The organism is Mycobacterium sp. 852013-50091_SCH5140682 (genome assembly GCF_001665685.1).
In the GTDB taxonomy this organism is placed as follows: Bacteria; Actinomycetota; Actinomycetes; order Mycobacteriales; family Mycobacteriaceae; genus Mycobacterium.
The window spans coordinates 1-19,195 of record NZ_LZTB01000006.1 but is presented as its reverse complement, the minus strand read 5'-3'; the positions used below and the strand labels follow the sequence as shown (position 1 = coordinate 19,195).

Genomic DNA, 19,195 nt, shown 5'->3' with positions numbered 1-19,195 from the left:
GATGGCGCATTATCTCGGAGTTGACGGCGGCGGTTCGAAGACCGCGTTCGCGTTGATCGACGACGCCGGGCACCTCGTGGCCCGGGCCACGGCGCCGACCTCGTACTACTTCAACGACGGTTTCGAGATCGTAGAACGTGTGCTGGCGCAGGGGATTACCGAGATCTGCGGACGAGCGGGCATCGACACCGCGAGCATCGACGCCGCCTTCTTCGGCATGCCCGGATACGGTGAGTCCAGCAGCGACATCGACCGACTCGATGCCGTCCCCGCGCGAGTGCTCGGGCACGACCGCTACCGCTGCGACAACGACATGGTGTGCGGCTGGGCCGGCTCGCTGGCGTGCGCGGATGGCATCAACGTGATCTGCGGTACGGGTTCGATGACATACGGCGAGCGTCGCGGCGTCGGACGCCGGGTCGGCGGCTGGGGCGAGCTGTTCGGCGACGAAGGGTCCGCGTACTGGGTTGCCACACAAGGGCTCAACGCCTTCAGCCGGATGAGCGACGGAAGGTTGAAGCCCGGTCCGCTGCACGCGCTTCTCAGGGAGCGCCTGGATCTCGGCAGCGACCTCGACGCCGTGAGTCTGGTGATCGAGAAGTGGTCCGGAAGCCGCAGTTCCATTGCGGCCCTGGCGACTACCGTGTGTCTGGCGGCCCGTACGGGAGACCAGGCTGCTCGACAGATCTTGGTGGCTGCGGCCGCGGAACTTGCCGCACTGGTCGAAACCACCCGGACGCTCATCGGATTCACCGAGCAGGAACCGGTCCCCGTGTCCTACTCAGGTGGAATGTTCTCCGACGACGGCTTTCGGGAGCTGTTCGTCGCCGCGCTCGAAGAGCTCCCCGCCAAGTACGATCTGCAGCTTCCGCTCCTGGATCCTGCGGTCGGTGCGGCCCTCTACGCCGCCAAGCGCAGCGGACATCCGCTGAGTTCACCTGCGCTGCACCAACTCACCGCCACCCAGGCATGATCCGAACAAAGTGACTCCGACATGACCGATGCGACAACCGCCACCTCGACCGGCCACCGCCGTGGCTGGATCTTCTACGCCACGCTCCTGATCGTGTTCTGGGGGATCTGGGGCGCCTGCTCTGCTCTACCCGCAACGATATACGGCTACCCCGACGAAATGATCTACAGCATCTGGGCGCTGACCATGCTGATTCCGGCTGTCTTCGCCTTGCGGCGCCAAAGATTCGACCGGCGGCCACGCGCAGCGGTTTACGGCCTGCTCATCGGAATCACCGGCGCCGGTGGGCAATTGCTGTTGTTCCAGGCGCTCACCATGGGCCCGGCGTATCTGATCTTCCCGATCGTCTCGATCTCGCCGGCCATCACCGTGGTGATGGCGATGGTTCTGCTGCGCGAACGGGTCAGCGGCCTCGCGGTTGTCGGCCTCATCGCCGCGCTGGCCGCCATCATCCTGTTCAGCATCACCAGCTCGGACTCTGTAGGCTCATCCGGGCCGTGGCTTCCGTTGGCCGTCCTGATCTGCGTGGCCTGGGGAGTGCAGGCCTATTTCATGCGAAAGACCGCGACGATCGGCGTCAACGAAGCCACCACGTTCGGCTGGATGGCGATCAGCGCTATCCTTCTCGTCCCGGCCGCGGTGCTGTCGATGGGTGGTATCCCGACCGGATTTCCCTGGCAGGCACCGGTTCTGACGGCGGCGACACAGTTGCTCAACGCGGTCGGCGCCCTGTTCCTGGTGATGGCGCTCAGCCGCGGCAAGGCCAGTATCGTCGCACCCACGACCAACGCGCTGGCGCCCGCGCTCACCATCGTGGTGTCACTGGTCGCCTATCACACCCTGCCCACCCCCTACGGAGCCGTCGGTATCGTGCTGGCGCTGCTGGGCTCCACCCTGATGGTCTACAGCGACGAGAAGCGCGGTGAAGCACCGGCCACCACTGCCGCCGGAAGCGCCCGGACAAGGAGCCTTACATGAAACCCACCGTTGTCATCATCGGAGCGGGCAGCGTCGAGTTCACCCGCGAGCTGCTCGGGGACATCCTGTCGTTCCCCGAACTGCAGTCGATTCGGATCATGTTGCACGACATCGACTCCGAGCGTCTGGACACCGCCGAGGCTATTGCGCGCGCCACCGCTCGCGCGGCGGGGGCCAGCCCGGAGGTGACCGCCACCACCGATCGGCGCCGTGCTCTCGAAGGCGCGGACTATGTCATCAACGTCATCCAGGTCGGTATGCACGAGGCGACACTGCGCGATTTCGAGATCCCCGCGCGCTACGGGCTCAATCAGACCATCGGCGACACCATCGGTATCGGCGGAATCTTCCGCGGTCTCAGGACATTTCCCGTGCTCGCCGGTATCGCCCGGGATATGCAGCAGCTGTGCCCGCAGGCCTGGCTGCTCAATTACACCAACCCGATGGCGATGAATGTCAGCTACCTGCATCACGTCGCGCCGGGGCTGAAGGTACTCGGACTGTGCCATTCGGTGTACTGGACGATGGTCGGCCTGTGCGAACTGATCGACGTGCCGTATGACGACGTGTCCTACTGGTCTGCGGGCGTCAACCACCAGGCGTGGGTGTTGAGGTGGGAACGTGGCGGGCAGAACCTGTATCCGCTGTTGGACGAGCGCATTCGCACCGATCCGGAACTGCGGCGGCGGGTGCGGGTGGACATGTACCGGCGCCTTGGCTATTACCCGACCGAGACCAGTGAGCATTCCAGCGAGTACGTGCCCTGGTATGTGCGCCATCCGGACGAGATCGACCGGCTTCGGATCAACGTCGGCGAATACGTGTCCATCAGCGAGGCGAATCTGGCCGAATACGGCCGCGTCAGAGCACAACTGGCCGACGCCGAGGTACTGCCCATCGACACCGGTTCCACCGAGTATGCACCGCAGGTCATCCACTCGTTGGAGACCGGGAGGCGCCGGGTCATCTCGGCCAACGTCGTCAACCAGGGGCTGATCACCAATCTGCCGGACGGCGTTGCCGTGGAGGTGCCCACCGTGCTCGATGCGCTCGGGGCCCATCCGATGAAGGTTGGTGACCTGCCACCGCAATGCGCCGCGCTCAACCGGAATTTTCTCGGGCCTGTGGACCTGGCGGTGCGCGCCGCGGTTGACGAAGATCCGAGGTTGGTGCGGGCGGCGGCGATGGTCGATCCCAATACCGCGGCCACGCTTACCGTCGACCAGATATGGGAGCTGTGCAACGAGCTCACTGCCGCGCACGGCGACCTGCTACCCGAGGGGCTGCGCTCGAGGGTGGCGCTGTGAAAACCGCCGGCCGTACACCACACCCACGCGCAGACGTCGTCAACAAAGGAGTGTCTACCGTGATTCGACACCGGTTGTGTATCGCAGTGGTTGCCGTCCTGGCCTTCGTGCTCGCCGCATGCGGGGGCGGCTCGTCATCGGGCCCCGTCGAGATCGCCGTGTGGCACGGCTATCAGGACACCGAAGGCGAGGTGTTCAAGGGGCTCATCGAGCAGTACAACAAGGCGCATCCCGATGTCAGGGTCAAAGAGCTGTACTCCAGCAACGACCTGGTGCTGCAGAAGGTCTTGACCGCGGTGCGTGGCGGCAGTGCCCCCGATGTGGCGTACATGTTCGGGTCGTGGTCCCCGAACATCGCCAAGATCCCGTCCGTGGTCGACATGTCCAAGGTGGTCTCGGCGCCTGACTGGAACTGGGACGACTTCTATCCCGCCGAGCGACAGGCGGCGACCGTCGGGGACAAGATCGTCGGGGTGCCCGCTCTGGTGGACAACCTCGCGGTCGTCTACAACAAGAAACTGTTCGCCGACGCCGGGGTTGCGCCACCGACAGCGAGCTGGACCTGGGACGATTTCCGCAGTGCTGCTGCCAAACTCACCGACCCTGCGAAGGGACAGTACGGCTGGCTCATCCCTGCCGACGGCAGTGAAGACACGGTGTGGCACTACGTTCCGATGCTCTGGGAGGCCGGCGGTGACGTCCTGACACCCGGCGGTGATCGGGCGGCGTTCAATTCGGAGGCCGGGGTGAAGGCACTCACTGCGCTGCAACAGATGGCGGTCACCGACAAATCGCTCTACCTCGACACCACCAACGAGAACGGCCCGAAGCTGATGAACAGCGGCAAGGTCGCGATGTTGGTCACCGGCCCCTGGGACCTGAGCCAGCTGTCGGACATCGAATACGGGGTGCAGGTGATGCCCACGTTCGCCGGCGGTGCGCATCAGACCATCTCGGGTCCCGACAACTGGGTCGTATTCAACAACGGGGACAAGCGCAAGCAGGCGGCGATCGACTTCGTGAAATGGCTGACCGCGCCTGAGCAGGTCAGGGCGTTCTCGTTGGGCACCGGTGATCTGCCGACCCGGGTGTCCGTCGGTCAAGATCCGGCGTTCCGCGACAAGCTGAACGAAAAGCTGCCCGGCAGTGCCACATTCGTGGAGAATCTGGCCAATGTGAAAAAGGTGCGGCCGACCGTCGAGCAGTATCCGGCGATCTCCGAGGCGCTGGGACAGGCGATCGTCGCGGTCATGCTCGGCAAGGAACAGCCCGTGGACGCGCTGAACTCCGCTGCGCGGGCCGCCGATGCCGCGCTGGCCGGGAAATAGCCGCGGTGGCGATGCGAGGGCTTATGGCCCGCCTCAATTGGCTCGGCCGGTCGGAGACCGTGGCCGGATGGGCCTTGGTGAGTCCGGCGATGGTGCTGATCGGTGCCTTCGGTCTGCTGCCGGTGTTGATGTCGCTGCTGCTGTCGTTCCAGCAATCGGATCTGCTCACACCCGAAACCCCGTGGGTGGGTATGGACAACTACCGCAAGCTGGCCGACGACCCGGTTGTGGTCGAGGCGATCAAACACACCATCATCTACACCGCGCTGTTCGTGCCCGGCACGATGCTGGTGGGTCTGTTCGTCGCTGCGGCGTTGAACCGCTCGGTGCGCTTCATCTCGGTGTACCGGACGGCCGCGTACATCACCATGGCGGTGTCGACCATCTCGCAGGGCATCATCTTCCTGTGGCTGACCGACCGTGACTACGGACTGGTGAACGCGGCACTCGGTTCCGTCGGCGTGCCCGCACAGCCCTTTCTGGCCTCCCCGTCGCAAGCCCTCTACGTGATCGTCGCCATGACGGTCTGGGGCTGGACAGGGTTCTCGGTCATCGTGTATCTCGCTGCCCTACAAGGTGTTCCCGCCGAGTTGCACGAGGCCGCGGCGATTGACGGGGCGAGTCCCTTCACCCGCTTCCGCACCATCACCGTGCCGCTGCTGGGGCCGGCGAATCTGTTCCTCGTGGTCTGGCTGACCATCAACGCGCTGCAACTGTTCGACGAGGTGTACGCAACGACCCGTGGCGGACCGCTGCGCGCGACCACTGTCATCGTCTATTACCTGTGGGACCGCGCGTTCGTGCAGTTCGATGCCGGCTACGCCGCGGCGATGGCCTATGCGCTGTTCGTGGTCATCCTCGCCATCACGGCGGTCCAGTTCCGGCTAGCCCGTAAGCACGTGCACATCTCATGACCACCACACCGGCACTCGACACCGAAATCACTGCGCCGCAGGCACAGTCACACCCACCGCAGCGGCGTAAGCTGCGCCTGCCGTTCAGCCCGTGGCATCTGGTCCTCATCCCGCTGACCTTCCTGTTGATCGTCCCCCTGCTGTGGATGCTCGTCACCTCACTGGAGAGCGAGGGGGAGGCCAACCGCTTTCCGCCGGTGCTGCTGCCCGAGCGACCGAGGTTCGAGAACTACGCGGAAGCCTGGAACGCCGCGCCGTTCGGTCACTTCTTCCTCAACAGCCTGCTGGTGACCTCGGTGGTGTTGATCAGCAACCTGATAGTCTGCAGCCTCGCCGGCTACGCCTTCGCCCGCATCCGATTTCTCGGCAGGGGAGCGCTTTTCGTCACGCTGATGGCCACCCTCATGGTGCCGTTCCAGGTCACGATGATCCCGGTGTTCCTGATCGTCAAATGGTTCGGTGACAACGTGTGGGCAGGTCTGGGTATCGACCACATCGGTGCGTTGATGCTGCCCAACCTGGCCACGGCCTTCGGCATCTTCTTCCTGCGCCAGTTCTTTCAGACGGTTCCGGTCGAGCTCGAAGAGGCGGCCCGGGTGGACGGGACGTCCCGGCTGGGCGTGTTGTTCAAGATCGTGCTGCCGCTGTCGCTGCCCGCGTTGTCGACTCTGGCGGCATTGACGGTGCTGACCTCCTGGAACGACTTCCTGTGGCCGCTGATCGTGATCACCTCACAGGACCAGATGACGATTCCGTTGGGGCTCAGCTACTTCCAGGGCGCGCATCGGGTCAAGTGGCCGCTGTTGATGGCGGCGAACGTCATGAGCCTGTTGCCGATGCTGTTGGTGTTCGTCGGAGCGCAGCGTTATTTCGTGCAATCGGTGGCCAGTACCGGACTGAAGGGCTGAACGTTGGCAGAAGTGGAATTTCGTGATGTCACCCGCCGGTTTGCCGGCGGAGTACTCGCACTCAAGGGACTGAATCTGACCGTGGCGGACGGGGAATTCCTGATCCTCGTCGGACCGTCCGGGTGCGGGAAAAGCACCGCCCTGCGGATGCTGGCAGGACTCGACAAGCCGACATCCGGGGAAATCCGGATCGGTGGCACCGTCGTCAACGACCTCGGGCCAGGTCAACGCGACATCGCGATGGTGTTCCAGAACTATGCGCTGTACCCGCACATGTCCGTCTACCGCAACCTTGCGTATGGCCTGCGGCAGCGGCGGACACCGCGCCACGAGATCGAGCGCCGGGTCCGCGAAACCGCTGAGCTACTGCAGATCACCGAACTGCTGGACCGCAAGCCCGGTCAGCTGTCCGGTGGACAGCGCCAACGGGTCGCGATGGGCCGCGCGCTGGTCCGCGAACCGCAGGCCTTCCTGCTCGACGAGCCGTTGTCGAATCTGGATGCCAAGCTGCGCAACCAGGTCCGCGGTGATCTCAAACGCCTGCACCGAGAGGTCCCGGTCACCTCGATCTACGTGACCCATGACCAAGTGGAGGCGATGACGCTCGGGGACCGGCTGTGTGTGATGTCCGACGGTGAGGTGCAACAGATCGGCACCACCGACGACATCTACAACCGCCCGGCCAACACGTTCGTGGCCGCGTTCATGGGCAGCCCGCCGATGAACCTGATCCCCGCCACCATCCACTCCGGCATCCTGCACGTGGGCGGCGCCGCGGTGACAGCGGCTCGCAGCGCGGCCGGCCCGGTGATCGTCGGGGCACGCCCAGAGCATCTGCAGCTGAACGTCCACTGCGGCGAGGGCACGGTGCCGGCCCGCGTCGACTTCGTCGAACCGCTCGGCAGCCATGTGTTGGTGACTGCCCTCGTCGGTGTCGGCGATACCCAGACGCGGGTCATCGTCCAGGCGCCGGCGGATACCTCGTTGGCCTCGGGCACCCCGATCGGCCTCGTGTTGCCTCCCGAACGGACCTACTTCTTCGACGCCGAGACCGGTGATGCCCGCCGCGAGCGCGAGCGCATCGCTGTCTGAGGTGCACGTTGACCTGGTCGTGGGCGGTGATTTTGGTGGGTGTCGACGCCGTTTGACCGGTGAATCCATGACTCCGCTGGGTGATCGCGCGTAACCTGTTGGCGCGCGGGCATGTCGAGAGTCATCGATCGGGGCGGGAGCTGATGCGGCACTACTACACCGCCGATGCGATCCGAGCCGCTGAGGTCCCGCTGCTGGCTTCGCTGCCCGATGGCGCCCTGATGCGCCGCGCCGCCTACGGATTGGCGAAAGCCATCGCCCGCGAGTTGGTCGCCCGCACCGGTGGGGTAGCTGGTCGCCGGGTGTGCGCCGTCGTGGGTTCCGGCGACAACGGCGGTGACGCGCTGTGGGCGGCGACGTTTCTGCGCCGCCGCGGCGCCGCAGCAGACGCCGTCTTGCTCAACGTGGACCGCACCCACCCCGCGGCGCTGGCCGCGTTTCGTGCTGCAGGCGGGCGCGTGGTGCAAACGGTCTCTGCCGCAACGGATCTGGTGATCGACGGGGTCGTCGGCATCTCCGGCCGGGGTCCGCTGCGGCCCGCCGCCGCCGAGGTGTTCGCCGCCACCACCGCGCCGGTGGTCGCCGTCGACATCCCCAGCGGCATCGATGTGCAGACCGGGGCCACCGACGGCCCGCATGTACGGGCTGCGCTCACCGTGACCTTCGGCGGGCTCAAACCCGTACACGCACTGGCCGATTGCGGACGCGTCGAACTCGTCGACATCGGCCTGGACCTGCCCGCCACGGACGTGCTCGGGTTCGACGCCGACGACGTCAGAACGCTATGGCCGGTCCCCGGTCCCGACGATGACAAGTACACCCAGGGCGTGACGGGCCTGCTGTCCGGTTCGGCGACCTATCCCGGGGCCGCGGTGCTGAGTGTCGGGGCTGCCGTGGCCGCCACCTCCGGGATGGTGCGGTACGCGGGAAGCGCTGCACAACAGGTGCTTTCCCACTGGCCGGAAGTGATCGCCGCGGCAGGCCCGCGGGAAGCCGGGCGGGTGCAGGCCTGGGTGGCCGGCCCCGGTATGGGCACCGACGACGATGCGAAGGCCGCGCTGCGGTTCGCCCTCGACACCGACCTGCCGGTACTGGTCGACGCCGACGGGCTCACGCTGCTGTCCCAGAACCCCGGGCTGCTGGCCGGACGCAACGCCGCGACCGTGCTGACGCCCCACGCGGGGGAGTACCAGCGGCTGGCCGGCGAACCCGTCGGCGACGACCGCGTCGGCGCGGCCCGCAGGCTCGCCGACCGGCTCGGTGCCACCGTCCTGCTCAAGGGCAACGTCACCGTCATCGCAGGCGCCGACGGCAGCACCTACCTCAACCCGGCAGGCCAATCGTGGGCCGCCACCGCCGGTTCGGGCGACGTGCTCTCCGGTGTCATCGGCTCGCTGCTGGCGGCCGGGCTGAAGCCCGCACAGGCCGCCGCGGCCGGGGCATTCGTGCATGCCCGTGCGGCCAACCTCTCCGCGGCCGACCCGGGCCCACGACCCGCGCCCACATCGGCCTCCCGCATTCTCGCTCACATCCGCACCGCGATCGCGTCGTTGTAACCGGAAGGAACACCATGTCCCGCAAGCATTCCCACGCCCAAGTCGCCCCGGCCTACACCGGACGGCTGGACATGGCGCCGGTGCCGGCGCTGCGCCTGCCCGACGACGCGATGGAACCCGCCGCGGCCTACCGGTTCATCCACGACGAACTCATGCTCGACGGCAGCTCGCGGCTGAACCTCGCGACGTTCGTCACCACCTGGATGGACGACGAGGCCGGAAAGCTGATGGCCGAGACGTTCGACAAGAACATGATCGACAAGGACGAGTACCCGGCGACCGCGGCGATCGAGACGCGATGCGTGAACATGGTCGCCGACCTCTTCCATGCCGAAGACCTGCGCGACGACGACCCGTCGACCGCCACCGGGGTATCCACGATCGGATCCAGTGAAGCCGTGATGCTGGCCGGCCTGGCCCTGAAATGGCGCTGGCGCGAGAAGGTGGGCGACGGGTGGAAGGGTCGCACCCCCAACCTGGTGATGGGGTCCAACGTTCAGGTGGTGTGGGAGAAGTTCTGCCGCTACTTCGACGTGGAACCGCGGTATCTGCCGATGGCCGAGGGGCGCTATGTCATCACTCCCGAACAGGTGCTCGGTGCGGTCGACGAGGACACCATCGGTGTCGTGGGGATCCTGGGCACCACGTTCACCGGTGAGCTCGAACCCATCGCCGAGATCTGCGCGGCGCTCGACGAGTTGGCTGCCGGCGGAGGCGTCGACGTCCCGGTGCATGTCGACGCGGCCAGCGGTGGCTTCGTGGTGCCGTTCCTGCACCCCGACCTGGAGTGGGACTTCCGGCTGCCCCGGGTGGTGTCGATCAACGTCAGCGGGCACAAGTACGGCCTGACCTACCCGGGCATCGGGTTCGTGGTGTGGCGCAGCAAAGACCACCTGCCCGAAGACCTGGTGTTCCGGGTGAACTACCTGGGCGGGGACATGCCGACGTTCACTCTGAACTTCTCCCGGCCCGGTAACCAGGTGGTGGGCCAGTACTACAACTTCCTGCGCCTGGGCCGGGCCGGATACACCCAGGTCATGCAGTGCCTGTCACAGACCGCCCGCTGGCTGGGCGACGAGCTGCGCGCCAGCGAGCACTTCGAGATCATCTCCGACGGATCGGCCATCCCGGTGATCAGCTTCCGGCTCAGCGGCGAACCCGGGTACACCGAGTTCGACGTGTCGCAGGCGCTGCGCGCGTTCGGCTGGCAGGTTCCCGCCTACACCATGCCTGACGACGCATCCGACGTCGTCGTGCTGCGGATCGTGGTCCGGGAGGGTTTCTCGGCCGATCTGGCCCGGGCCCTCAAAGAGGACATGATCACGGCCCTGGGGCACCTCGACAAGCTCAAGCCGGGTGGTTTCTTCGACCGGGTGCAGCCCTTCACGCACTGACCGCGCCCGCTCCGGTGCGGGGCCGCTCGCCGTTTCTGGGACAATGGCGGGCGGTGATTATGACGATGCAGACGACCGAACTCACGACCCCTCTGACTCCGCACACCACGCCGCAGGCAGTGGTGGATCTTGGCGCCGTCGAGCACAACGTAACGGTGTTGCGCGAGCTGGCCGGGCCGGCGCAGGTGATGGCGGTGGTCAAGGCCGACGGCTACGGGCACGGAGCTGTCCAGGTCGGCCGCGCCGCGCTGGCCGCCGGGGCTGCCGAACTCGGCGTCGCCACCGTCGGCGAGGCGATGGCGCTGCGGGCCGGCGGGATCACGGCGCCGGTGCTGGCGTGGCTGCATCCACCGGGCACCGACTTCGCCCCGGCCGTCGCGGCCGATGTCCAGGTCGCGGTGTCATCGGTGCGCCAACTCGGCGAGGTGCTCGCGGCGGTCGCTGAAGTCGGGTCACCCGCCACCGTGACGGTGAAGGTCGACACGGGGCTCAGCCGCAACGGGGTGAGTCCCGCCGACTATCCCGCGATGCTGACGGCCCTGCACCGTGCTCACACCGACGGTGCGATCCGGGTGCGCGGGATCATGAGCCACCTGGCGCACGGCGACGTACCCGAGCACCCGTTCAACGGCCTGCAGGCGCAGCGGTTGACCGAGATGCGCGACCAGGCGCGCGAGCACGGGGTCCCCGTCGAGATCGCCCATCTGAGCAACTCACCGGCCGTGCTGACCCGGCCGGACCTGGCGTTCGACATGGTGCGGCCCGGCGTCGCGGTCTACGGCCTGAACCCGGTCCCCGACCGCGGCGATATGGGCCTTCGTCCCGCGATGACCCTGAAATGCCCAGTGGCCCTGGTGCGTTCGGTCCATGCCGGGGACGGGGTGTCCTACGGTCACCTGTGGGTCGCCGACCGTGACACCACGCTGGCGCTGCTGCCGCTCGGTTATGCCGACGGTGTCTTCCGTGCCCTCAGTGGCCGGATCGACGTGCTGATCAAGGGCAAACTGCGGCGCGGCGTCGGGCGGGTCTGCATGGACCAGTTCGTCGTCGACCTCGGGCCTGATGCGTCCGATGTCACCGAGGGCGACGACGCGATCCTGTTCGGGCCGGGTACGCAGGGCGAATCCACCGCGCAGGACTGGGCGGATCTGCTCGACACCATCCACTACGAGATCGTCACCAGCCCACGCGGCCGGGTGGTCCGCAGCTACGTTTCGGGCCAGAGCCATTGAGCGAACGCGCCTCCGATGAGCATCATCACCGGGCCCGCTGGCTGGCGGGTGCAGCGGGGCTGACCGCGGTCGGCACCGTCGCCGGTGCCTCGGTGGCGCGGTCGCTGGGGCGTCGGGTGCTCAAAGAGGACCCGTACGCCGGTGAGAATTTCCGCCTTCTCGACGCCGACCGCAGTTCGGTCGTCACCACCGCCGACGGGGTGCCGCTCGCGGTGCGGGAGGTCGGGCCGCTCGACGCGCCGCTGACCGTGGTGTTCGCGCACGGGTTCTGTCTTCAGATGGGCGCCTTCCACTTTCAGCGGGCCCGGCTGGCCGAACAGTGGGGCCCGCAGGTGCGCATGGTGTTCTACGACCAGCGTGGCCACGGCCAATCGGGAACGTCGGACCCCGACACCTACACCGTCGAGCAGCTCGGCAAAGACCTGGAATCCGTACTGGCGGTGACGGTTCCGCGCGGCCCGGTGGTATTGGTCGGCCACTCGATGGGTGGCATGACCGTGCTGTCGCATGCCCGGCAGTTCCCCAAGCGCTACCCGTCGCGGGTGGTCGGTGCCGCGCTGATCGCCTCGGCTGCCGAAGGGGTGACGCGGTCCCCGCTCGGCGAGATCCTGCGCAACCCGGCGTTGGAGGCCGTGCGGTTCGCCGCGCGATACGCCCCGAAGACGGTGCATCGCACCCGTGGTGCCGCGCGGTCGGTCATCGGTCCGATCCTGCGTGCCGCGTCCTACGGCGACGAGAAGATCAGCCCGAGCGTGGTGGAGTTCTCCGAGCAGATGATGCACAGCACGCCGATCGCCACGCTGGTGGAGTTCCTGCACGCACTCGAGGTGCACGACGAGTCCGCGGCACTGCCCGTGCTGGCCAAGGTGCCGACGTTGATCGCGTGCGGTGACCGGGACCTGCTCACCCCGATGGAATACTCAGAGGCCATGGCCGCGCAGCTACCCAAATCCGAGTTGGTGATCGTCGGAGGCGCGGGCCACCTGGTGCAACTGGAGGAGCCCGAGGTGATCGACGACGCACTGGTCGGCCTGGTCCAGCGGGCCACCCCGTCCAAACTGGTCACGCTGTCGCGGCGGGTGCGCGACCGGGTTCGGCCCCATGACTGAGCGCACCGCGGGCACCGCGCAACCGAGCACCGCCGACGACACCATCGCCCTCGGCGCGACTCTCGGTGCCGGTTTGCGCGCCGGGGACGTCGTGGTGCTGTCCGGACCGTTGGGCGCGGGAAAGACAGTGCTGGCCAAGGGGATTGCCCAGGCGATGAATGTCGAAGGACCCGTGGTGTCACCGACTTTCGTGCTGGCCCGGGTGCACCGGGCCCGCCAAGCCGACCGGCCCGCGATGATCCACGTCGACATGTACCGGCTGCTCGACCATGCCGGGGCCGACCTGCTGGGCGAACTCGACGCGCTGGATCTGGACACCGATCTCCAGGACGCGGTCGTGGTCGTCGAGTGGGGCGAGGGCCTGGCCGAGCGACTGTCCGATCATCATCTCGACATCCGGATCGACCGGGATCCCGACAGTGAGGTCCGTACCGTGACGTGGCAGTGGAACGCGCCATGAACCTGCTGACGATCGACACCGCCACCCCGGCGGTCAGCGCCGGGGTGGTCCGGCGTGCCGACGACGGCACCGCGACGATGCTGGCGGAACGGGTCACCATCGACCCCCGGGCGCATGCCGAGCAGCTCACCCCGAATGTTCTCGGCGCGCTGAGCGATGCCGGGCTCACGGTGGCCGACCTCGACGGCGTCGTCGTCGGCTGCGGACCCGGACCGTTCACCGGGCTGCGGGTCGGGATGGCCAGCGCCGCGGCGTTCGGGCACGCCCTCGGTGTCCCGGTGTACGGCGTGTGCAGCCTCGACGCCATCGGGATCCGCACCTCTGGTGAGGTTCTGGTGGTCACCGATGCCCGTCGCCGCGAGGTGTACTGGGCGCGCTACCGCGACGGGGTGCGGGTGGACGGCCCCGCCGTCAACGCACCCGCCGATGTACCCGCCGGGGCGGACCAGGTGGCGGGATCGCCCGAGCACGCCGCGTTGTTCGACCTGCCGCGGCTGGAACCGGTGTACCCGACGCCCGACGGTCTCGTCGCTGCGGTGGGGGACTGGGCCGAACCGGCTCCGCTGATTCCGCTGTACCTGCGCCGGCCTGATGCCAAACCCTCTGTGGCGGCGCGCAAATGACCATCACGTACGACGCGTTGACCAAGGGCGACGCGGACCGCTGCGCCGAGTTGGAATCCCAGCTGTTCCCCGGGGACGATCCCTGGCCGGCACGGGCCTTCCTCGCCGAGTTGGCCGCCAAACACAATCACTACATCGCTGCGCGCAGTGAAGGGCGCCTGGTCGGCTATGCCGGGATCTCCCGCCTTGGCCGGGTCCGTCCCTACGAATACGAAGTGCACACCATCGGTGTCGACCTCGAGTTTCAAGGCCAGGGCATCGGCCGCAGGCTCCTTGAGGAGATGCTCGAATTCGCCTCGGGGGGAACAGTTTTCCTGGAGGTGCGGACCGACAACGTGCCGGCGATCAAGCTCTATGAGAGCGTCGGATTCGTCAACATCGGTCTGCGCAAACGGTATTACCGAGCCAGCGGCGCCGACGCGTACACCATGCAACGCCTTCCCGCGGGGAGCCCATCATGATCATCCTGGCCATCGAAAGCTCCTGCGACGAAACCGGAGTCGGCATCGCCGAGCTTGCCGACGACGGAACCATCACGCTGTTGGCCGACGAAGTCGCGTCCAGTGTCGACGAGCACGCCCGCTTCGGTGGCGTCGTCCCCGAGATCGCGTCGCGCGCGCATCTCGAAGCGCTCGGCCCGACCATGCGGCGCGCCCTGGACACCGCGGGCATCGAGCGGCCCGACGTCGTCGCCGCGACCATCGGTCCCGGACTGGCCGGGGCGCTACTGGTCGGCGTGGCCGCCGCCAAGGCCTACGCGGCCGGCTGGAACGTGCCATTCTATGCCGTCAACCACCTCGGCGGACACCTGGCCGCCGACGTCTACGACCACGGCCCGCTGCCGGAAAGTGTCGGGCTGCTGGTCTCCGGCGGACACACGCACCTGCTGCATGTCCGGTCACTGGGCGAGCCGATCGTCGAGCTGGGCAGCACCGTCGACGACGCGGCCGGTGAGGCCTACGACAAGGTGGCCCGGCTGCTCGGGCTCGGCTATCCCGGCGGCAAGGTGCTCGACGATCTCGCCCGCACCGGCAACCGCGACGCCATCGTCTTCCCGCGGGGGATGACGGGGCCGCGCGACGACCCGTACGTGTTCAGTTTCTCGGGGCTGAAGACCGCGGTGGCACGTCATTGGGAGGCACATCCCGATGCGTCGCAGGCCGACATCGCCGCCGGCTTCCAGGAGGCGGTTGCCGACGTGCTGACGCGTAAGGCCGTGCGTGCGGCCACCGACCTCGGCGTCTCCACACTGTTGATCGCCGGCGGCGTGGCCGCCAACTCACGCCTTCGCGAGCTCGCCGAAGAACGTTGCGCTGCAGCGGGTTTGACGCTACGCGTGCCGCGTCCGCGGTTGTGCACCGACAACGGCGCGATGATCGCGTCGTTCGCCGCGCATCTGATCGCCGCCGGAGCTCAGCCCTCACCCCTGGATGCCGCGAGCGATCCCGGACTGCCGGTGGTACGGGGGCAGGTGGCGTGAGCCCGGCGGACAAGCTGGAGATCACCGAACTGCTCTACCGCTATGCCGAGCTCATCGACGCGGGTGACTTCGACGGCGTCGGGCACCTGCTCGCGCGGGCGACGTTCGGCGGTACCGCGTCGCCGGCCACGTCCGGCGCCGAGAACATCGCGAAGCTCTTCGCATCGAGCACCCGCCGCTATCCCGAACACGGCAACACCCCGCGGACCCGCCATCTCGTGCTCAACCCGATCGTGGAGATCGACGGCGGGCAGGCGAGTGCGCGGTCGACCTTCGTCGTCGTGCAGGCCACCGAGACGGTTGCGGTGCAACCGATCGTGGTCGGGCGCTACCTCGACGCGTTCGCCCGCGATGACCAGGGCTGGCACTTCACCCAACGCACGGTCGACGTGGAGATGGTTGGCGATGTGTCAGCGCACCTCATGATCGATCCGAGCGTCTATCAGAGGTGATCGCGGGCGGGGTGGCTGCCCCCGTGTTCGCCGTGGACGAACAGTCGGCCGAACAATCACGGTCCAACCTTGAGTGCTAGCACTCGCATGTATAGAGTGCTAGGTGGCACGCGGCCAACCCCAGCGCCGGCACCCGCGACGACGGAGCGAGGGCACGGACGTATGCCACGAACACCTGGTAACCGGCATCTGGGGATCCCCCCGGATCCACACCCCGACAAGTGGAGGGCTTCCATCGTGGCAGTCAACATCAAGCCACTCGAGGACAAGATCCTCGTTCAGGCCAACGAGGCCGAGACCACGACCGCTTCCGGTCTGGTCATCCCTGACACCGCCAAGGAAAAGCCGCAGGAAGGCACCGTCGTCGCAGTTGGCCCCGGCCGCTGGGATGAGGATGGCGAGAAGCGGATCCCCCTGGACGTTGCCGAGGGCGACACCGTCATCTACAGCAAGTACGGCGGCACCGAGATCAAGTACAACGGCGAGGAGTACCTGATCCTGTCGGCCCGCGACGTGCTGGCTGTCGTCTCCAAGTAAAAGCACTCGTGTCCCGCCCCGGAGATCCCCGTACGCGTACGGGCGATGTCCGGGGCGGTATGCGTGATAAGGAAAGACATCTATGAGCAAGCAGATTGAGTTCAACGAAACTGCGCGCCGTGCCATGGAGGCCGGTGTCGACAAGCTCGCCGACGCTGTCAAGGTGACCCTGGGTCCCCGCGGCCGCTACGTGGTGCTGGCCAAGGCGTTCGGTGGCCCGCAGGTGACCAACGACGGTGTCACCGTCGCCCGTGAGATCGATCTCGAGGATCCGTTCGAGAACCTCGGTGCCCAGCTGGTCAAGTCCGTCGCCACCAAGACCAACGACGTTGCCGGTGACGGCACCACCACCGCGACCGTGTTGGCGCAGGCCCTGGTCAAGGCCGGGCTGCGGTATGTCGCCGCCGGTGCCAACCCGATCGCCCTGGGACTGGGTATCGGCAAGGCCGCCGACGCGGTGTCCGAAGCCCTGCTGGCCGCCGCCAAGCCGGTGTCCGACAAGACCGCCATCGCCCAGGTCGCCACGGTTTCCTCGCGTGACGAGCAGATCGGCGAGCTGGTCGGGGAGGCCATGACCAAGGTCGGCCACGACGGCGTGGTGACCGTCGAGGAGTCCTCGACGCTCAACACCGAGCTGGAGATCACCGAAGGCGTCGGCTTCGACAAGGGCTTCATCTCGGCCTACTTCGTCACCGACTTCGACCTGCAGGAAGCAGTGCTCGAAGACGCCGTGGTGCTGCTGCACCGCGACAAGATCAGCTCCCTGCCCGACCTCCTGCCGCTGCTTGAGAAGGTCGCCGAAGCAGGCAAGCCCCTGCTGATCGTCGCCGAGGACGTCGAAGGCGAGGCGCTGTCGACGCTGGTCGTCAACGCCATCCGCAAGACCCTCAAGGCCGTCGCGGTCAAGGCGCCGTTCTTCGGTGACCGCCGCAAGGCGTTCCTGGAGGACCTCGCCATCGTGACCGGTGCCCAGGTGGTCAACCCCGACGTGGGCCTGGTGCTGCGCGAGGCCGGTCTCGACGTGCTGGGTTCGGCACGGCGCGTCGTGGTCAGCAAGGACAGCACCGTGATCGTCGACGGCGGCGGCTCCAAGGACGCCGTGGCCGATCGCGTCAAGCAGCTCAAGTCCGAGATCGAGACCACCGAATCCGACTGGGATCGCGAGAAGCTGCAGGAGCGGCTGGCCAAGCTGGCCGGCGGCGTCGCGGTCATCAAGGTCGGCGCGGCCACCGAGACCGATCTCAAGAAGCGCAAGGAAGCGGTCGAGGACGCCGTCGCGGCAGCCAAGGCTGCCGTCGAAGAGGGCATCGTCACCGGTGGTGGCGCCGCACTCGTGCAGGCTCGCGCCGCTCTCGACAAGCTGCGCGGTGAGGTCAAGGGCGACGAGGCGCTTGGCGTCCAGGTGTTCTCCTCCGCGCTGTCGGCCCCGCTGTACTGGATCGCCACCAACGCCGGGCTCGACGGCTCGGTCGTGGTGAACAAGGTCAGCGAACTGGGCAACGGGCAGGGCTTCAACGCCGCGACGCTGTCCTACGGCGACCTGGTCGCCGACGGCATCGTCGACCCGGCCAAGGTGACCCGCTCGGCGGTCCTCAACGCCGCATCGGTGGCTCGCATGATCCTGACCACCGAAACCGCTGTTGTGGACAAGCCTGCTGAAGAGGCCGACCACGGCCATCATCACGGGCACGCTCACTAGGTAGTTTCCGACGAATGCACCCCCGGTTTTCCGACCGGGGGTGCATTCGTCTGCGAGACTGATCGAAACAGCCTTTGAGGGTGTTCATCTGCGAAAAGCGGGGACATATGGCACACGCAGGTAAGACAATCGATCACCCGCTCACCGGCGAACGCCTCACCTTCCTTGAGACCTCCGCAACGACCAGAGGCGAACACCTGAAGGTGAGGCTGGAAATGGCGCCCGGCGGCTCATTGCCTCGGCCACATACCCACCCTCGGGCAGAGGAACGGTTTGAGGTTGCTGCCGGTCGCGTGCAGATCGTGACGAGTGGCAAGAAGCGGATCGCGGAGGCAGGCGAGACCGTGATCGTTCCACGCGGTGCCGGCCACGTGTGGGGAAATCCGTTCGACGATCCCGCTGCCGTCGTGGTCACGATAAACCCGGCACTCAACCTGGAGACGTTCTTTGAGACCTGGTTCGGCCTCGCCAGGGACGGAAAACTCAACCCGCGCACGCAAATCCCGAGTTTCTTGCAGGCGGTTCTGGTCATGCACGACTTCCGTGCCGAGATCGGAATGCCCGGACTTGCGGGGCTGGCGCTCCGAGGTCTAGGACCGGTCGTCTCGCCGCTGGCCCGGGCACGGGGGTATCGCTCGATCTATCCGCGATACAGCGCAGAGCTGCCCGGTGCTGATGCCTAACGGCTGAAATCGGGCGCCACCGAGACCGCTGTCGTGGACAAGCCGGGTGAAGAGGAGTGCCTCCGAAAACACCCCTGGTCCTGTTGGGCCGGGGGTGTTTTCGCATTCGTGCGGCAGTTCGAGTAGTGGCTTACTCATGTCGAATCACGACATCGGATACATGGTTGGTCATGTCCATTTTTCTGGCGCAACCTCATCCGGCGGCGCTTGAGGAGCGTTCGCAGGTTGTCAATGCGATGTGCGGGGCTTTCTTCGATGATCGGATCTACCGCTGGTTGGTTCCAGACGACGCGCAGCGCCGCAGTAGTGCGACGATCTTCTATTCGCGATTCGTCGACGCATGCTGGCCACACGGCGGGGTTTTCACGGCCGCTCAGGGGTGTCGGCTCCGGACGAAAAGTGAGCAGGTAGTTCCGGTCGAAAAGTGAGCACCCTTCTGATTGGAGAGTGATCACTGTGGAGGATTGGGC

At 66.9% G+C, this 19,195-nt stretch carries 20 protein-coding genes; 19 read left to right on the top strand and 1 reads right to left on the bottom strand.

The genetic code is table 11. The features are described from left to right. The first annotated feature begins 1 nt into the window (after position 1). From A5784_RS01245 to A5784_RS01155, 19 genes are all read left to right on the top strand, one after another. Positions 2-973: an N-acetylglucosamine kinase gene (locus A5784_RS01245; protein WP_064941538.1), complete on the top strand. Its 972-nt coding sequence runs from the start codon at positions 2-4 to the stop codon at positions 971-973. Between the two features lie 21 nt (positions 974-994). Further along, positions 995-1,951: an EamA family transporter gene (locus A5784_RS01240; protein ID WP_064941536.1), complete on the top strand. Its 957-nt coding sequence runs from the start codon at positions 995-997 to the stop codon at positions 1,949-1,951. Continuing rightward, the gene (gene melA / locus A5784_RS01235) at positions 1,948-3,258 is read left to right on the top strand and encodes an alpha-galactosidase (protein WP_064941534.1); all 1,311 of its coding nucleotides are present in this window, start codon (positions 1,948-1,950) and stop codon (positions 3,256-3,258) included. The genes A5784_RS01240 and melA overlap by 4 nt, the downstream gene beginning before the upstream one ends. A 59-nt stretch (positions 3,259-3,317) precedes the next feature. Beyond that, positions 3,318-4,586 carry an ABC transporter substrate-binding protein gene (locus A5784_RS01230; RefSeq protein ID WP_064941532.1) on the top strand — a complete coding sequence of 423 codons (1,269 nt, stop codon included), beginning with the start codon at positions 3,318-3,320 and terminating at the stop codon, positions 4,584-4,586. 23 nt (positions 4,587-4,609) lie between these two features. Continuing rightward, entirely contained in the window at positions 4,610-5,500 is an 891-nt protein-coding gene (locus A5784_RS01225; RefSeq protein WP_232005899.1) for a carbohydrate ABC transporter permease, read from the top strand. Further along, on the top strand, positions 5,497-6,408 hold the full coding sequence (locus A5784_RS01220; protein ID WP_064941528.1) for a carbohydrate ABC transporter permease: 912 nt from the start codon (positions 5,497-5,499) through the stop codon (positions 6,406-6,408). Before A5784_RS01225 ends, A5784_RS01220 begins: the two co-directional genes overlap by 4 nt. Positions 6,409-6,411: 3 nt before the next feature. Further along, complete coding sequence (locus tag A5784_RS01215) at positions 6,412-7,500, top strand: ABC transporter ATP-binding protein (protein ID WP_064941526.1); 1,089 nt, start codon at positions 6,412-6,414, stop codon at positions 7,498-7,500. A 143-nt stretch (positions 7,501-7,643) separates the two neighbouring features. Then, entirely contained in the window at positions 7,644-9,056 is a 1,413-nt protein-coding gene (locus tag A5784_RS01210; protein ID WP_064941650.1) for an NAD(P)H-hydrate dehydratase, read from the top strand. Between the two features lie 14 nt (positions 9,057-9,070). After that, complete coding sequence (gad, locus tag A5784_RS01205) at positions 9,071-10,450, top strand: glutamate decarboxylase (RefSeq protein ID WP_064941524.1); 1,380 nt, start codon at positions 9,071-9,073, stop codon at positions 10,448-10,450. 65 nt (positions 10,451-10,515) lie between these two features. Then, on the top strand, positions 10,516-11,682 hold the full coding sequence (gene alr / locus A5784_RS01200; RefSeq protein WP_064941648.1) for an alanine racemase: 1,167 nt from the start codon (positions 10,516-10,518) through the stop codon (positions 11,680-11,682). After that, a complete protein-coding gene (locus A5784_RS01195) occupies positions 11,679-12,791 on the top strand; it encodes an alpha/beta fold hydrolase (protein ID WP_064941522.1) in 1,113 nt (370 codons plus the stop codon). Before alr ends, A5784_RS01195 begins: the two co-directional genes overlap by 4 nt. Then, positions 12,784-13,251, top strand: coding sequence for a tRNA (adenosine(37)-N6)-threonylcarbamoyltransferase complex ATPase subunit type 1 TsaE (gene tsaE / locus A5784_RS01190; RefSeq protein WP_064941521.1), 468 nt, complete (start codon positions 12,784-12,786; stop codon positions 13,249-13,251). Before A5784_RS01195 ends, tsaE begins: the two co-directional genes overlap by 8 nt. Then, positions 13,248-13,874, top strand: coding sequence for a tRNA (adenosine(37)-N6)-threonylcarbamoyltransferase complex dimerization subunit type 1 TsaB (gene tsaB, locus A5784_RS01185; protein ID WP_064941646.1), 627 nt, complete (start codon positions 13,248-13,250; stop codon positions 13,872-13,874). Before tsaE ends, tsaB begins: the two co-directional genes overlap by 4 nt. Then, the gene (gene rimI, locus A5784_RS01180) at positions 13,871-14,335 is read left to right on the top strand and encodes a ribosomal protein S18-alanine N-acetyltransferase (protein WP_064941519.1); all 465 of its coding nucleotides are present in this window, start codon (positions 13,871-13,873) and stop codon (positions 14,333-14,335) included. Before tsaB ends, rimI begins: the two co-directional genes overlap by 4 nt. Then, positions 14,332-15,354, top strand: coding sequence for a tRNA (adenosine(37)-N6)-threonylcarbamoyltransferase complex transferase subunit TsaD (tsaD, locus tag A5784_RS01175; protein WP_064941517.1), 1,023 nt, complete (start codon positions 14,332-14,334; stop codon positions 15,352-15,354). The genes rimI and tsaD overlap by 4 nt, the downstream gene beginning before the upstream one ends. Next, complete coding sequence (locus A5784_RS01170) at positions 15,351-15,806, top strand: nuclear transport factor 2 family protein (protein ID WP_064941515.1); 456 nt, start codon at positions 15,351-15,353, stop codon at positions 15,804-15,806. Before tsaD ends, A5784_RS01170 begins: the two co-directional genes overlap by 4 nt. Before the next feature lie 234 nt (positions 15,807-16,040). Further along, complete coding sequence (groES, locus tag A5784_RS01165) at positions 16,041-16,343, top strand: co-chaperone GroES (protein ID WP_029367666.1); 303 nt, start codon at positions 16,041-16,043, stop codon at positions 16,341-16,343. Positions 16,344-16,425: 82 nt separating this feature from the next. Beyond that, complete coding sequence (gene groL / locus A5784_RS01160; protein WP_064941513.1) at positions 16,426-18,042, top strand: chaperonin GroEL; 1,617 nt, start codon at positions 16,426-16,428, stop codon at positions 18,040-18,042. An 80-nt stretch (positions 18,043-18,122) separates the two neighbouring features. After that, positions 18,123-18,725, top strand: a complete 603-nt coding sequence (locus A5784_RS01155; protein WP_232005898.1) for a cupin domain-containing protein — start codon at positions 18,123-18,125, stop codon at positions 18,723-18,725. A 134-nt stretch (positions 18,726-18,859) separates the two neighbouring features. On the opposite strand, the gene A5784_RS38985 is transcribed toward A5784_RS01155, so the two are convergent. After that, positions 18,860-19,195 (bottom strand): hypothetical protein (locus A5784_RS38985; protein ID WP_232005897.1); only part of this gene is annotated, 336 nt, incomplete at its 5' end.